The 14,683-nt window shown below is 56.8% G+C and carries 17 protein-coding genes; 10 read left to right on the plus strand and 7 right to left on the minus strand.

All coding sequences use genetic code 11. The features are described 5' to 3' along the window. The first annotated feature begins 28 nt into the window (after nt 1–28). The 5 genes from ACAM29_RS15835 to ACAM29_RS15855 all read left to right on the plus strand — a co-directional run bounded on the left by ACAM29_RS15835 (nt 29) and on the right by ACAM29_RS15855 (nt 5,265). Entirely contained in the window at nt 29–1,195 is a 1,167-nt protein-coding gene (locus ACAM29_RS15835) for a phosphoglycerate kinase (protein ID WP_206837298.1), read from the plus strand. A gap of 34 nt (nt 1,196–1,229) precedes the next feature. Beyond that, complete coding sequence (gene fba / locus ACAM29_RS15840) at nt 1,230–2,294, plus strand: class II fructose-bisphosphate aldolase (protein WP_091825889.1); 1,065 nt, start codon at nt 1,230–1,232, stop codon at nt 2,292–2,294. Between the two features lie 303 nt (nt 2,295–2,597). After that, nucleotides 2,598–2,861 carry a hypothetical protein gene (locus ACAM29_RS15845; protein ID WP_369624681.1) on the plus strand — a complete coding sequence of 88 codons (264 nt, stop codon included), beginning with the start codon at nt 2,598–2,600 and terminating at the stop codon, nt 2,859–2,861. Between the two features lie 83 nt (nt 2,862–2,944). Next, the gene (locus ACAM29_RS15850) at nt 2,945–3,823 is read left to right on the plus strand and encodes an EamA family transporter (RefSeq protein WP_369624682.1); all 879 of its coding nucleotides are present in this window, start codon (nt 2,945–2,947) and stop codon (nt 3,821–3,823) included. Between the two features lie 56 nt (nt 3,824–3,879). Next, complete coding sequence (locus ACAM29_RS15855; protein ID WP_369624683.1) at nt 3,880–5,265, plus strand: HD-GYP domain-containing protein; 1,386 nt, start codon at nt 3,880–3,882, stop codon at nt 5,263–5,265. A gap of 23 nt (nt 5,266–5,288) precedes the next feature. Here ACAM29_RS15855 and ACAM29_RS15860 read toward each other — a convergent pair whose 3' ends face one another. Continuing rightward, nucleotides 5,289–5,474 carry an RSP_7527 family protein gene (locus tag ACAM29_RS15860; protein ID WP_091825876.1) on the minus strand — a complete coding sequence of 62 codons (186 nt, stop codon included), beginning with the start codon at nt 5,472–5,474 and terminating at the stop codon, nt 5,289–5,291. 137 nt (nt 5,475–5,611) lie between these two features. Between ACAM29_RS15860 and gcvA the strand changes: the two genes are divergently transcribed. Next, a complete protein-coding gene (gene gcvA, locus ACAM29_RS15865) occupies nt 5,612–6,502 on the plus strand; it encodes a transcriptional regulator GcvA (RefSeq protein WP_354408187.1) in 891 nt (296 codons plus the stop codon). Nucleotides 6,503–6,544: 42 nt separating this feature from the next. Here gcvA and ACAM29_RS15870 read toward each other — a convergent pair whose 3' ends face one another. Next, a complete protein-coding gene (locus tag ACAM29_RS15870; protein WP_091825870.1) occupies nt 6,545–7,018 on the minus strand; it encodes a YbjN domain-containing protein in 474 nt (157 codons plus the stop codon). 246 nt (nt 7,019–7,264) lie between these two features. Here ACAM29_RS15870 and ACAM29_RS15875 point away from each other — a divergent pair, with 246 nt between their 5' ends. Further along, nucleotides 7,265–8,257, plus strand: coding sequence for a serine/threonine protein kinase (locus ACAM29_RS15875; protein WP_369624684.1), 993 nt, complete (start codon nt 7,265–7,267; stop codon nt 8,255–8,257). Nucleotides 8,258–8,260: 3 nt separating this feature from the next. Here the strand turns inward: ACAM29_RS15875 and ACAM29_RS15880 are convergent, their stop codons facing one another. Continuing rightward, complete coding sequence (locus ACAM29_RS15880; protein ID WP_369624685.1) at nt 8,261–8,923, minus strand: 2OG-Fe(II) oxygenase; 663 nt, start codon at nt 8,921–8,923, stop codon at nt 8,261–8,263. An 83-nt stretch (nt 8,924–9,006) separates the two neighbouring features. Here ACAM29_RS15880 and ACAM29_RS15885 point away from each other — a divergent pair, with 83 nt between their 5' ends. Then, a complete protein-coding gene (locus ACAM29_RS15885; RefSeq protein ID WP_091825864.1) occupies nt 9,007–9,411 on the plus strand; it encodes a 3D domain-containing protein in 405 nt (134 codons plus the stop codon). Between the two features lie 16 nt (nt 9,412–9,427). Here ACAM29_RS15885 and ACAM29_RS15890 read toward each other — a convergent pair whose 3' ends face one another. Both ACAM29_RS15890 and ACAM29_RS15895 read right to left on the minus strand, forming a co-directional pair. Continuing rightward, nucleotides 9,428–10,189 carry an SDR family NAD(P)-dependent oxidoreductase gene (locus ACAM29_RS15890; RefSeq protein WP_369624686.1) on the minus strand — a complete coding sequence of 254 codons (762 nt, stop codon included), beginning with the start codon at nt 10,187–10,189 and terminating at the stop codon, nt 9,428–9,430. Beyond that, nucleotides 10,186–11,529, minus strand: a complete 1,344-nt coding sequence (locus ACAM29_RS15895; protein ID WP_369624687.1) for an ABC1 kinase family protein — start codon at nt 11,527–11,529, stop codon at nt 10,186–10,188. The genes ACAM29_RS15890 and ACAM29_RS15895 overlap by 4 nt, the downstream gene beginning before the upstream one ends. A gap of 95 nt (nt 11,530–11,624) precedes the next feature. Here ACAM29_RS15895 and ACAM29_RS15900 point away from each other — a divergent pair, with 95 nt between their 5' ends. Then, a complete protein-coding gene (locus ACAM29_RS15900) occupies nt 11,625–11,978 on the plus strand; it encodes a YacL family protein (protein ID WP_206837272.1) in 354 nt (117 codons plus the stop codon). A gap of 54 nt (nt 11,979–12,032) precedes the next feature. Next, a complete protein-coding gene (locus ACAM29_RS15905; RefSeq protein ID WP_091825850.1) occupies nt 12,033–12,509 on the plus strand; it encodes a peroxiredoxin in 477 nt (158 codons plus the stop codon). A gap of 73 nt (nt 12,510–12,582) precedes the next feature. Here the strand turns inward: ACAM29_RS15905 and fghA are convergent, their stop codons facing one another. Both fghA and ACAM29_RS15915 read right to left on the minus strand, forming a co-directional pair. Next, entirely contained in the window at nt 12,583–13,434 is an 852-nt protein-coding gene (gene fghA / locus ACAM29_RS15910; RefSeq protein ID WP_369624688.1) for an S-formylglutathione hydrolase, read from the minus strand. A 14-nt stretch (nt 13,435–13,448) separates the two neighbouring features. Beyond that, nucleotides 13,449–14,564, minus strand: a complete 1,116-nt coding sequence (locus ACAM29_RS15915) for an S-(hydroxymethyl)glutathione dehydrogenase/class III alcohol dehydrogenase (RefSeq protein ID WP_369624689.1) — start codon at nt 14,562–14,564, stop codon at nt 13,449–13,451. Nucleotides 14,565–14,683: the final 119 nt, after the last annotated feature.

Consider the following 14,683-nt stretch of genomic DNA (forward strand, 5'->3'; position numbering starts at 1 on the left):
GAACTAACAAGAAACAGGAATCCCTCTGATGAGCGTTTTGAAGATGACTGATCTGGATCTGGCCGGCAAGCGCGTGCTGATCCGTGAAGATCTCAATGTTCCGGTCAAGGATGGTCAAGTGACCTCCGACGCCCGTATCCGTGCTTCTCTGCCCACCATCGAAGTGGCACTGAAAGCCGGTGCCAAAGTGATGGTAATGTCCCACTTGGGCCGCCCCACCGAAGGCGAATACGAAGAAAAGTACTCGCTGGCGCCGGTGGCCGAACATATCAGCAAACTGCTGCAGCGTCCGGTACCGCTGGTCAAGGACTGGCTGGACGGCGGCTTTGAAGTGGGTGAAGGTGAACTGGTCCTGCTGGAAAACGTACGCTTCAATCCGGGCGAGAAAAAGGACAACGAAGAGCTGTCGAAAAAGATGGCGGCACTGTGTGATGTCTACGTGATGGATGCTTTCGGTACAGCCCACCGCGCTCAGGCCTCGACCCATGGTGTTGGCAAATTCGCTCCCATCGCCTGCGCAGGTCCGCTGTTGGCCAATGAACTGGATGCGCTGGCCAAGGCGCTGGACAACCCGGCTCGTCCGATGGCTGCCATCGTTGGCGGCTCCAAGGTGTCCACCAAGCTGGAAGTGCTGAATGCATTGTCCGAGAAGTGCGATCAGTTGATCGTCGGTGGCGGTATCGCCAACACCTTCCTCGCGGCAGCTGGTAAGCCGGTGGGCAAGTCTCTGTGCGAACATGATCTGATTCCGGCGGCCAAGGCGCTGATGGAAAAGGTCAACATCCCGCTGCCGGTTGATGTCGTTGTTGCCAAGGAATTCGCCGAGACCGCTGAAGCGGTGATCAAGTCCGCTGACGACGTAGCCGACGACGAAATGATTCTGGACATTGGCCCCGAATCTGCCAAGAACCTGGCTGCTCTGCTGACCAGCGCCGGCACCATTATCTGGAACGGACCGGTCGGCGTGTTCGAGTTCGATCAGTTCGGCGAAGGCACCAAGGCATTGTCACTGGCGATCGCTAACAGCGCCGGTTTCTCCATCGCTGGTGGTGGCGACACGCTGGCTGCGGTGGATAAATACGACATCGCTGATAAGATCTCTTACATCTCCACTGGCGGTGGTGCCTTCCTGGAGTTTGTGGAAGGCAAGGTACTGCCGGCGGTTGCCATGCTGGAACAGCGTGCAGCCAAATAAGATTTTTTGATGAACCAATTCAAAGGGTGAAACCATGGCTTTGATCTCCATGCGTCAGCTGCTGGACCATGCCGCCGAATATGGCTACGGCATTCCGGCGTTCAACGTCAACAACCTGGAGCAGATGCGTGCGATCATGGAAGCGGCGGCCAAGACCGACTCGCCGGTGATCGTTCAGGCCTCTGCCGGTGCGCGCAAGTACGCCGGTTCCAACTTCCTGCGCCACATGATTCTGGCGGCGATCGAAGAGTTCCCGGACGTGCCGGTGTGCATGCACCAGGACCACGGTACCAGCCCGGCAGTCTGCCAGCGTTCCATCGCCATGGGCTTCTCCTCAGTCATGATGGACGGCTCTCTGGGCGAAGACGGCAAGACCCCGACCGATTATGCCTACAACGTCGACGTCACCCGTCGTACCGTTGAGATGGCGCACGCCTGTGGTGTCTCCGTTGAAGGCGAACTGGGCTGCCTGGGCTCGCTGGAAACCGGACAGGCCGGTGAAGAGGACGGTATTGGCGCTGAGGGTATCCTGACCCACGACCAGATGCTGACTGATCCGGATGAAGCCGCCGACTTCGTCAAGGCCACCAACGTGGATGCGCTGGCGATCGCATGCGGTACCTCCCACGGTGCCTACAAGTTCACCAAGCCGCCGACAGGCGATATTCTGGCAATTGACCGCATCCGTGCGATCCACGAACGTATCCCCACTACCCACTTGGTGATGCACGGTTCCTCCTCCGTTCCTCAGGAATGGCTGGCGGTGATCAACCAGTTCGGTGGCGAGATTCCGGAAACCTACGGTGTACCGGTGGAGCAGATCGTTGAAGGCATCAAGTACGGTGTGCGCAAGGTCAACATCGACACCGACCTGCGTCTGGCGTCTACCGGTGCCGTGCGTCGCTTCCTGGCCGAAAACCCGGCCGAGTTCGACCCGCGCAAATTCCTCAAGGCCACCATGCAAGCGATGACCGAGATCTGTGTCGCCCGTTACGAAGCCTTTGGTACCGCCGGTCATGCCAGCAAGATCAAGGCGATCTCGCTGGAGCATATGTCCGAGCGTTACGAGCGCGGAGAACTGGACGCAAAGATCAACTGATCGGAGCGCACATGCGATACCCCAGAACCCGGCTCAGGCCGGGTTTTGTCTTTCTGGACGTTGGGTAAATGTGTGTTGCTAAAAAGATACGCCATAACTCATTGATTTTAAATAAATAGGTTCTTCACGTCACAATATGTCAAGTATACTGCGACACTTTTGGCAGTATTGCTTTCTGCCAAACCCCGAACGCTTATGATCTTCGCTTGATTTTGTTTGTAACCAATTGATATCAAATGGCTTTGATTAATATGGCACAGCTTTTGATGTTGCTTGTTCAGAAACGATTCAAGGAGAACGTCCATGCTGCGTCTGATTATGATCCTGACAGTTATACTGACTTTTGCCGGCTTGCCTCAGGTCCTGCAGCCCCTTTTGATGAGTGGTCCGCCTCGGCTGGTCATGTTCAATACTGAAGAGGTGCCGCATGTAATCAATCCACATGCCCCGCAGCGTGTGCAGACACAGAGCAGCGCATTGGAAGAGGCCGGCAAGGTGACAGGGCCGGATCTGACATCGACCCAGTCATGGGCCGAGCTGGTAATGCAGCCGCGCTCGCAAAGTTGAACCGCTTGCTACCAAGCAGGTCTGCTCAAGGGATAAAATCCAGTATGCTTGCGGCGTAATGCCATCATGCTGGAGCATAGTGAATGAACTACCTGATTGCCGTCACGCTGCTGTGGGCGGTGTCTTTCAGCCTGATCGGTGAGTATCTCGCCGGTCAGGTGGACAGTTACTTTTCAGTCCTGACTCGCATTGTGCTGGCGGGGATGATATTTATCCCGCTGCTGCGTCCTGCCCGTTTTGCACCCGGGTTTATGGTCGGTGTCACGCTGGTTGGGGCGCTGCAATTCGGGCTGACCTATACCTGTCTGTATCTCTCGTTTGAATATCTCAGTGTGCCGGAGGTGCTGCTGTTCACCATTTTCACGCCGCTCTATGTGGCACTGGTGGATAACGCACTGAAACGTCGTTTCAGCCTCGGGCCCATTATCTCGACGCTGGTCGCTGTGCTGGGCGCGGCAATTATCCGCTACGATGGTGTCAGCGAGGCGTTTATTACCGGTTTTCTGATTCTGCAGTTGGCCAATCTTGCCTTTGCGGCGGGTCAGGTCGGCTATGCTCATTTGGTGCGCCACTATTATCCTGATGGGCAAAATCTCTGGCAGGTGTTTGGCTTTTTCTTTATCGGAGCGTTTGCACTGGTACTGCCCGCCTTTCTGATGCTGGGTAACATGGAACGTCTGCCTCAGACGACAACACACTGGACAGTGTTGAGTTGGCTTGGGCTGGTGGCTTCAGGGCTGGGGTTCTTTTTCTGGAACAAGGGTGCGACTCAGGTGGATGCCGGTACGCTGGGCATCATGAATAATGCACTGGTGCCGGCCGGGCTGGTCGTCAACCTCGTGATCTGGAATCGGGATGCGGACATCCCGCGTTTGCTGATCGGTGGCGCGGTTATCCTGTTGTCGCTTTGGGTGAATGCTCGCTGGCGTCAGTGGACGCGGGCCGAGTTGCGGGCAGGGTGACTCAACCCGCTGCTCTGTGCGTATACTGAGTACCAGACATGTTGCTGGAGCGATGAATGGAACGCTGGAATCTGGCCGGTACCACCGGCATGAAACTGTCAGAGCTGATCAGTGCATTGTCGCATGCGCTGGACATGACCGAGGGGCAACCACCGGGGCATTGCATGCGTTGTTGCTGGATTGGTATGCATCTGGCGGATCAGCTGGGCCTGGATGACGCTGCACGCTGGGAGCTGTATTACACGCTTTTACTGAAAGACTTGGGCTGCAGCAGCAATGCCGCGCGTATCTGTCAGCTGTATGGCACGGATGATCTTGGCTTCAAGCGTGACTTTAAATGGGTTAACGGTAGCCTGACGCAGGTGATCAGGTTTCTGCTGCAGCATACCGGGCGTGATGCCGGTGTTGCCGAACGTTTCAAGCGGCTGTTGAATATTGCCCGCAACGGTGAATCCATTGCCACTGAGCTGATTGCGACCCGCTGTGAACGGGGTGCATCCATTGCGCGAGATCTGGGTTTCAGTGAGTCGGTAGCGGCCGGTATTCATTCATTGGATGAACACTGGAGCGGAACAGGTCAACCCGAACAACGGTCCGGTGAGGCCATTCCGTTGTATTCACGCGTGGCGCTACTGGCGCAGGTGGTGGAGGTGTTCCATGCCGCGGCCGGGCCTGATGCAGCGCTGGATGAGGCGCGAGCGCGCAGCGGCCAATGGTTTGATCCGGCATTGGTGAAAGCCCTTGAGCAGGCAGCCGAGTCGGCTGACTTCTGGTCGATGCTGGCCAGCCCAGAGCTGCCTGAACGCGTGCTGGCTCTGTCGCCGGCAGGACATGAAATTGAGGTGAATGAAGACTACCTGGACCGAGTGGCTGCAGCCTTTGGTCAGGTAGTGGATGCCAAAAGTCCCTACACCGCCGGTCACAGCGAGCGAGTGGCGCTCTATACCGATCTGATAGCCGAGCAGTTGGGTATTGAGCCGCAACGGCGCCGCTGGCTTCGACGTGGTGCACTGCTGCACGATATCGGTAAGCTGGGCGTGAGTAACAGCATTCTCGACAAACCTGGCAAGCTGGATGCGGATGAATGGCAACAGGTACAGAATCATGCCCGCTTTACGGAAGAGATTCTGTCGCGTATTGGCGTATTCAGCGAATTGGCACAGGTGGCTGGAGCTCACCATGAACGGCTGGATGGCAAGGGATATCCCAAACAGCTCAAGGCAGAACAGATCACGCGGGAAACCCGGATTATCACAACCGCAGACATCTTCGATGCCATTACGGCTGAGCGCCCCTATCGAGGAGCCATTCCGGTAGCACAGGCACTGGAGATGATGGCGGAGAACTTGCACACGGCAATCGATGCCGACTGTTTTGCAGCGCTGAAAGCCGCGATTCAGGAACTGGATGTCGCTGAAGTGAATGCAGGAGCGGGATTGTGACCCGCTCCACAGTCTACTCTGTCTCAGTTAACCAGCGCGGTGGCACCTGCCAGCGGACGACGCGGTTTCAACAGGCGAGCAACGCGGCGGTACAGTGACGCGATTCCCTGCATGATGAATTCAGCACGCTCACGGCGAGCTTGTTCAACATAGTAATCCACGTCTACCATTCCATTTTGTGTCATTACCATGCGATTGAAGTCGGACATTTTCGAGTAGAGCTCCTCAAATGGGGGTTAATTTTCAGGCGTTATACTAAGGTCTATGCTGCATTGCCACAAAAGATTGTTTTTCAGGCTATAGTTGAAAAAAACTAAACTATAAGAGGAGCGCCACCATCCGCCGTCTGCCACCGCTCAACGCCCTGCGCAGTTTCGAGTCTGCCGCGCGAAACCTGAGCTTCAACGAAGCTGCAGAGGAACTGTTCGTGACCCCGTCTGCGATCAGCCATCAGATCAAGTTGCTTGAAGAATTTTTGGGCTTGAAGCTGTTTCGGCGCGAGAAACGCAAGGTCAGTCTGACCGCGGCCGGCGAGCGCTACCTTCCTTCCGTACAGCTGGCGCTGGATGAAATTGAAAGTGCAACGCGGCGTTTGATGACATCACCGAACCTGAGTGCGGTCAACATCAGCGTAGCGCCTGCGTTTTTGACCCGCTGGCTGGTGCCTCGCATTACCCGCTTTCAGGAGCAGTACCCGGACGTGGAGCTGCGCTTCAGCTCCACCACTGGCTTTATCGATTTCGAGCACTCCGATACCGATATGGCGGTGTATTACGGCGAAGGCAACTGGCGGGGGGTGGATATCCATTTTCTGCGCTATCTGGTCTCGACGCCGGTGTGCAGCCCCAAGTTGGCAGAGGGGCTGAACAGCCCTGAAGATCTGCTCAAGCGAACGCTTATTCACGTCAGTGGACGGAGGCAGGAATGGCAGCAGATTCTGCAGCAGCTGGGCGTCAGAGCCAACACATCAACCCGAACCATGTCTTTCTCCAGTACCGCACTGGCCGTGTCGGCGGCCATTGAAGGGATAGGTGTATCACTGGCTGATCGGGCGCTGGTGCAGCGAGAACTGGAAGCGGGACAGCTGGTGGTGCCGTTTGATATCACGCTGGACAAACCAAGGGCGTTCTATCTGGTCTATCAGGAGAAGCGCCAGCTCACCTATGGCATGCAAGCGTTTCGTGACTGGATTCTGCAGGAGATGCAGCAGGACCTGACACCTGTATCCGAAGCCTGACGCTGACTTATTCCTGGATGAGTCAGCGTCAGCTATAGTGGGTCAGTTGTCCTGGATGTACTTTTCGAATTCCTTCATGGTCAGCATCCACCAGTCGATAGTGTCATCGAAGTTGCTGCTGCTGACGCCATATTTCAAATTAACGGGCATGTCGATGTTCGGGTCGCCGTCTTCGTCCAGGTAAGCCGTGCCAAAAAGCTGTGTCTCGTTCCACTCATTGATTCTCTGCAAGGATACAGGCTGGTCAGCCCAGGCAGCGGAAAATACGATGTTTTCACAGTCTTTGTTGTCTTCGCAGTTGTAGAAATAGATACCATATTTGTTACTGTCAATCCGGCCCGTAATAAGCGGGTCACCATAGTCATCTGTTCCCAAAGTGGCGGAACCGAAGCCACGGGCCAGTTGAACGATCTTCTCCGGATCGGAGGCCTCAACAAGAGAAGACGCCTGAACGCCGGTAACATTGCTCATGGTGCCAACTCCTGCTGCCAACAGCAGAATAGATGCTGCTTTCATAACTATCTCCATGTTTTAAGTTGAGGTCCTTTATTGTACACCTTCCCATTCGGTTATACCTTCAGTGCCGTTGGACTGATGTGACATATGGCATTTCCTGCAATTACAGAACCTGATCTTTCCTGGTAAAAGAGCAGGTTCATAATAAATCAAGGTGGTTTATCTTTGCATACCAAGTCATCCTAGCGATTCCTAAGTGGCAAATGATGATACTGGAATGCCGTTCTATCTGACTCGGGGTGACTCATGCAGCAAGAAAATCTCCAACCGTTCTACCAGTTGACGCCCGATACTGTGATTGATGCGGTGGAGTCGATGGGCTACCTCAGTGATGGCCGTATTCTGGCACTGAACAGCTACGAGAACCGCGTCTATCAAGTGGGTATAGAGGAAAGTGAACCACTGATCGCCAAGTTTTACCGCCCCTTGCGCTGGAGTGATGAACAGATCCTGGAAGAACATCAGCTCTGTTTTGAGTTGGTTGAGCAGGAGTTGCCGGTGGTAGCACCCTTGACCAACAGTGCCGGTGAAAGCCTGTTCCATTTCAAGGATTATCGGTTCTCCCTGTTCAAGCGCCGAGGTGGGCGCGCACCGGAGCTGGATGACCCCGACCATTTGTATCAGCTGGGGCAGACTCTGGGGCGAATCCACCTGGTCGGAGCTGTGCGCCCCTTCGTGCACCGTCCGGCGCTGGATATCCAGACCTACGGTCGTGACAGTGTGGCATTGATCAGTGAAGGCTTTATTCCGTCTTCACTGCGTGAGGCGTACACCAGTCTCTGCGCCGATCTGCTCGACGGGATCGAGGCCTGCTTTGCCGCCGCCGGTGAGGTGAAGCTGATTCGCGCGCATGGCGACTGTCATGGCGGCAACATTCTCTGGCGTGATGATACGCCCAACTTTGTCGATTTTGATGATGCGCGCATGGCCCCGGCGATTCAGGACCTGTGGATGCTGCTGACCGGCGATGACCGCGTGCAGCAGCAGCTGCAGCTGGCTGAGGTGATCGCGGGATACAGTGAGTTCGCTGATTTTGATCCGCGTGAGCTGCATCTGGTAGAGGCACTGCGTACCCTGAGAATGATGCATTACAGTGCCTGGCTTGCCCGGCGCTGGGAAGACCCGGCTTTTCCGCACAACTTCACCTGGTTCAACACCGAACGCTACTGGGGTGAGCATATCCTGCAGTTGCGCGAACAGCTGAGCGCATTGCAACAGCCGCCGCTTAAACTGTTGTAGGGCTCAGTGGGGCGGGTCGATCTGGTTGTTGATGCTGGTATTGACCCGGAACCAGCCGGCGATGCTGTAGCGATCGGCACGTGCCGGCAGTACTTCATGCGGAAAACGCTCGCTGAGGAAAACCACCAGCGTGCCCATCTGGGGCACCACCTTTTCGACCACCTCTTCGCTGTCGTGGGTCGGCCAGATCAACAGTTCGCCCCCAAGCTCAGGTTGCCAGTCAGGGTTGAGGTAAAACACCGTTGTCAGCACGCGGTTGGTTTGGCCACGGAAGGCATCCAGGTGCCGTTTGTAGAACGCGCCTTCAGGATAGTGGGCAAAGTGAGCCTCATAATCGAACAGCCCCATGAATAGCCGCCGGTTCAGCCCTTCACGCAAATCGTTCATCCACCGCAGATACTGTGCCTCGATCAGTGACTGATGGCTCAGCCAACGGATCTGATCACGGCGGATCTCGCCGTGCAGCTGGTGATCCTGTTCACGACCGATACCGGCGCGACGAAACTGCTCGTCATCCATTGCCTGCAGGTGCTGACGCAGCGCATGGCCAAGTGATTCAGGCAAGGCAGAGGGCAGAATGATATAGCCCTGCTCAACCAGTGCGTCAGCGATCTTATCGTACAGGCTTTGGGTCAGGTCGAGATCAAGTTCGGGCGGTGAATACACAGGGGTATCCTCCATAACAGAGATGATGCTATATACCCCCGGTTAGTGGTAAAGTCACGCAAAAGATTCGATCAGGGTGATAAATGCCATCTTCTTCATACAAGTGTCTGCTCTTCGCCGGTGGGTTGCTGCTCTCGGGCTGTGCCGAGTCGGCACCTGAGCAGCATGCACTTGATGTCAGGGCGTCCGCCTATAACTCGGTACCTGAGCAAACGGTGGGGAACCCGGCGATTGCCGCCTGGGGTGATCGCTTGAAACCGGGAATGAAAGCGATTGCCGTGTCACGTGATCTGCTGGAAGAAGGCCTGGATTACAACATGCAGGTACAGATCGAAGGCCTGCCGGGCACCTACCGGGTACTGGATAAGATGCACCCCCGTTGGGAGCGCAAGATCGACATTTACATGGGCGAGGATGTTGGGGCCGCGCTCGACTGGGGTGTTCGCGATGTCACCATCCGCTGGAAGCCGGTTTCAGACGAAGGTTGAGGTCCCCGCTACCGCATCAGGGCTGAATCAGCTGACCGTCCCAAGCATACACATTGCCTGAATCCATTGGTGTCAGGTCATCGATCACCTGCAGCAGTGAGCGGGCCGAAAACTCGGGCGTAAACAATTTTCCTTCCGGTACACGGGCCTGGAACGGTTCTGACAGCGGTGTATCCACGGTGCCTGGATGCAACCCCGCCACCACCAGTTTGGGCCAGCGCCGTTTGGCTTCAATAGCGGTACAGCGCAGCAGCATGTTTAACGCCGCCTTGCTGGCGCGGTAGCTGTACCAGCCACCGAGCCGGTTGTCTCCGATACTGCCTACCCGTGCCGACAGCGCCGCAAATACTGCTCGTTGATCCTTCGGCAGCAGTGGGATCAGATGTTTGGCCAGCAAGGCCGGTGCCAACGCATTGATCTGCATCTGCTGCTGGAAGTAATCACTCTCCAGGTTGCGCCAGCTTTTCTCCGGCAGACTCTCCTCTGAATGCAAAAGCCCCGAGGTGATCAATACCAGATTTGGGGTTACGTCCTTGAGCTGTTCGGCACAGGCGATAATGGAGTCTTCCTGACTCAAGTCGATGGGGTGCAGGCTGAGCCGATCCGGATTGCGTTCCGTCTGTTGTTTCAGTGGCTCGGGAATCCGGCGAGCGAAAGCGTATACCCGGCTGACCCGAGGTTCGTCCAGCAGCTGTGCCAGCACCGCCTGGCCAATGCCGCCGCTGGCACCGATCAGTACAGCAGTGATGGGGGAATCGAACGAACTCAACAGGCTCATGAAAGCTCCCGATAGCGATTGAAGATGACATGAACATCGACGTTGGCACCGAGCTGGGAGGCGAGCATGAACAGCCCGCCCATCTTGCGGTGCAGAAACAGCACATCTGCCGGTGGTGTATGCCAGGCGTCCGGGTCGCTGCTGATCGCCATGCCGCGCTGATGAATCCGCTGGGCCAGATCTGAGTTGCCAAAATCATAGGCCCCCGGCGTGCGCAGCGGTTCAGTGGCTTCCATGAAAATGTCCAGCACAACCTGGCGGTTGGCGGCATCATGACGCTGACTGAAAAAGCCCAGCGTTTCCAGTGCCTGCGCCAGTTCCGTCTGGTTACGATCGGTGGCGGCACAGATGGCATGGTGATACTGCAGTACAAAGTCGATCGAGAAACGGCGCACGGCGCCAAAATCCAGCAATACCAGCCGGTCCTGCTGCAGGTTGTACTGGTAGTTGGCCGGGTTGGGATCGGTCTGCACGCAGTGCAGTTGAAACAGCTCACAGAAGAACAGCTCCAGCAGCAGGGCGGGGATATGATCCTTGAGCGCGACTTGTTCAGCGGCCGCCTGTTTCAGACTGACCCCCTCGATGAAATCCATGCACAGGATCTGTTCTGTGGATAATTCGGTGTCGACGCCGGGCAGTGCCAGGGCATCATAATGACGAAAGCCCAGCAGCGCCGCATCGTAGGCCAGCAGCTGTTGCTGCTCATGCAGGTAATCCGTCTCCAGCCGCAGCTGCTGCTTGGCTTCAGCCACCAGCGGGTCGATGTCCAATTCCCGCGGCAGCAGACCGCTGAGGCGCAGCAGGGAAACAACATTGTCGATATCGCTGTCGATGCTGCGACGCACACCTGGATACTGAATCTTGATCGCCAGCTCGCGTCCGCCATGGGTGCGGCCCTTGTGTACCTGCCCGATGGAGGCGGCGGCCACCGGATCAAAACTGAACTGCGCCAAGCGCTGATCCCAGTCGCTGCCCCAGTTGCTTTCCAGTACGCCGACCAGCTGAGCCGCGGGCATGATCACCGCATCATCACGCAGCCGCTCCAGTACCGCTGCCAGTTCCGGTGGCAACAGCGCCCCTGAGTCCATGGAGATCAGTTGGCCAAGCTTCATCGCCGCCCCGCGCATCCGTGCCAGCTTGTCGGCGACCTGCTCCAGGTTCTTGCGGCTGAGCAGCAGCTCGGACAGCGCCGGTCGTCGGCCCTGCATCCACTGCTTGCTGCCTTCGGTAACCAGATTGCCGGCCACCCGCCCGGCCAGGCCGGTCAGGCTGGCCATGCGTGAAAAACGGCTGCTGGGCACTGCTGCAGCACGGCGGGGTTTGCTGTGGGTGTCGGTCATGGGATCTCCTGGGACATCCGGTCCCGGTTCAGGTGGTGTACTATTTCCATCTTACGCGCGTCTGGCGCGAGTGGATGCATGAGTGAGACAACGCGATGGAATACGAATTCAGACGAGACCTCTACGATCAGCCCGAAGCGATCGTCGAGATGGAACAGGCGCTGTTTGGTCGCTGGCTGAGCGAGGCGCTGGGTGATAACCGGGGCGAAGCCGAACGCATCCTGCAGCGAGCCGAAACCCTGCTGAGTGATCGTCGTGGGCAGTTTGATTGGCATGGGCAAGAGTTGAGTCTGCAGCTGGACAGCGAAAGCGCACGCGTCTGGCTCCAGGCTGAAGGCGATCTGGATGAGCTGGAAGGAGGCTTTGGTCTGGCCGATGAAGCCTGCGAGTCGGGGCTGGAGGATTTTATCGGTCTGCTGCGTGGCTGGATTGACTATCTTGATGAATAGGATCTGCTACAATCCCGAGTAAATCAGTCAACAATAACGCTATGGAGAGATCATATGAGCATCCAGATCGGTGACACTATTCCCAATGTAGAACTGCGCGTGATGGGCAAGGAAGGGCCGGAAGCGGTTCAGACCGCTGACCTCTTCGCCGGCAAGAAAGTGGTACTGTTTGCGGTACCGGGCGCCTTTACCCCGGGTTGCTCCATGACCCACCTGCCGGGCTTCGTGGTCAAGGCTGACGAGATCAAGGCCAAGGGCGTGGACAGCATCATCTGCACCGCGGTCAACGACGTGTTCGTAATGGACGCCTGGGGCAAGGATCAGAACGCCGACGAAATTATCATGCTGGCCGACGGCATCGGTGAATTTGCCTCTGCCATGGGCCTGGATCAGGACCTGTCCGGCATCCAGTTCGGCAAGCGCAGCCAGCGCTACGCCATGATCGTCAACGACGGCAAGATCGAGCTGCTGAACATCGACGAAAAAGGCATCGACAAGAGCAGCGCCGAGACCGTTCTGGCCGCACTGTAAGTGTTGAGGTTCTGAGCCTCAATAAAAAACGCCGACTTGCACTCTGTGCAGTCGGCGTTTTTTTATGCTGATATCAGGCCGATATCAGCGCCCTGGCATGATGGTGCAGGTGGTCTTCGATAAAGCTGGCGATGAAGAAGTAGCTGTGGTCATAACCGGGGCGCATGCGCAGCTCCAGCGGATGTCCCGCCGACGCACAGGCTGCTTTCAGCGCTTCCGGCTTGAGCTGTTCCTGCATGAAATCATCCGCCTCGCCCTGATCCACCAGAATCGGCAGCCGTTCTTTCGCGGTTGCGATCAGTTCACAGCTGTCCCAGGCTTTCCATGCCTCGCGATCAGTGCCCAGATAGCCTGAAAACGCCTTTTCGCCCCACGGGCAGTTGATCGGATTACTGATCGGCGCGAAAGCCGATACCGATACATATCGGCCCGGATTCTTCAAAGCACAGATCAGCGCACCGTGACCGCCCATGGAGTGGCCACTGATGGCGCGTTTTGGGGTTACCGGAAAATGCTGTTCGATCAGTGCCGGCAGCTCGTCGGTCACATAATCGTACATGCGATAGTGAGCAGACCAGGGCGTCTCGGTCGCATTCACATAAAAACCGGCACCGGAGCCGAAATCGTAGCTGTCATGCTCGCCGGGCAGGTCGGTGTCACGCGGACTGGTATCCGGCGCAACAATGGCGACGCCCAGTTCGGCGGCAACGCGTTGGGCACCGGCTTTCTGCATAAAGTTCTCATCCGTACAGGTCAGGCCCGACAGCCAGTACAGTACCGGTACCGGCTGCGTTTGTGCCTGCGGTGGCAGGTAGATGGCAAACACCATCTCCGTGCCGGTCGTCGTCGAACTGTGTTTGTAGCGCTTGAGCCAACCGTCAAAGCATTTGTTGCTGGCGACCAGCTCGGGGGCTGCTTGAGTCATGGGACTCTCCTTGATTACTGTTCGAACAGAATCACCGAGCGGATGCTCTTGCCTTCGTGCATCAGGTCAAACGCCTTGTTGATGTCCTCCAGACCCATGGTGTGGGTGATGAACGGATCGATCTCGATCTTGCCGTTCATGTAGTCCTCAACGTAGCCCGGCAGCTGGCTGCGGCCCTTGACGCCACCGAAGGCGGAGCCTTTCCAGACGCGACCGGTCACCAGCTGGAACGGACGGGTGGAAATCTCTTCACCTGCACCGGCAACACCGATGATGATGGATTCACCCCAACCCTTGTGGCAGCACTCCAGTGCAGAACGCATAACCTGAACGTTACCGATACACTCGAAGGAGTAGTCCACGCCGCCGTCGGTCATGTCGACGATCACCTGCTGGATCGGATCGGAGAAGTCTTTCGGGTTGACGCAGTCGGTGGCACCGAACTGGCGTGCCATCTCGAACTTGTCTTCGTTAACGTCGATGGCGATGATGCGCGCCGCATTGGCCATGCGGGCGCCCTGGATGCAGGACAAACCGATGCCGCCCAAACCAAAGATCGCGACGGTGGAGCCCGGTTCAACCTTCGCTGTGTTCAGCACTGCACCAATACCGGTAGTAATGCCGCAACCCAGCAGACAGACTTTCTCCAGTGGCGCATCGACATGGATTTTCGCCAATGAAATCTCCGGTACTACGGTGTACTCGGAAAAGGTGGATGTACCCATGTAATGGAACAGCGTTTTGCCGCCGATGGAGAAACGGCTGGTGCCATCCGGCATCAGGCCCTGGCCCTGAGTGGCGCGTACTGCCTGACACAGGTTGGTCTTGCCGGAGAGGCAGAACTTGCACTTGCCGCACTCGGCGGTGTACAGCGGGATTACGTGATCACCTGGCTTCAACGTGGTGACGCCCGGGCCCACTTCTTCCACCACACCGGCACCTTCATGGCCCAGAATCGACGGGAAGATCCCTTCGGGATCGGCACCGGACAGAGTGAAAGCGTCGGTGTGGCAAACACCGGTGGCAACAATGCGCACCAGCACTTCACCGGCCTTGGGGCCCTGAACGTCCACTTCTTCGATGGTGAGGGGCTTGCCCGCTTCCCAGGCAACGGCTGCGCGTGACTTCATGGTGATCTCCCGAGTCGAATACAGATGTTGAGATAAACGTGATGGTTCAAGTGTAGCCCCAGATCTGTTCCGTGATAATGACAGCAATCGAAAAGTATTTTTGCTCAGCTGCAATAATT

The sequence above is a fragment of the Marinobacterium sp. BA1 genome (assembly GCF_041155135.1).
Classification (GTDB): domain Bacteria; phylum Pseudomonadota; class Gammaproteobacteria; order Pseudomonadales; family Balneatricaceae; genus Marinobacterium; species Marinobacterium iners.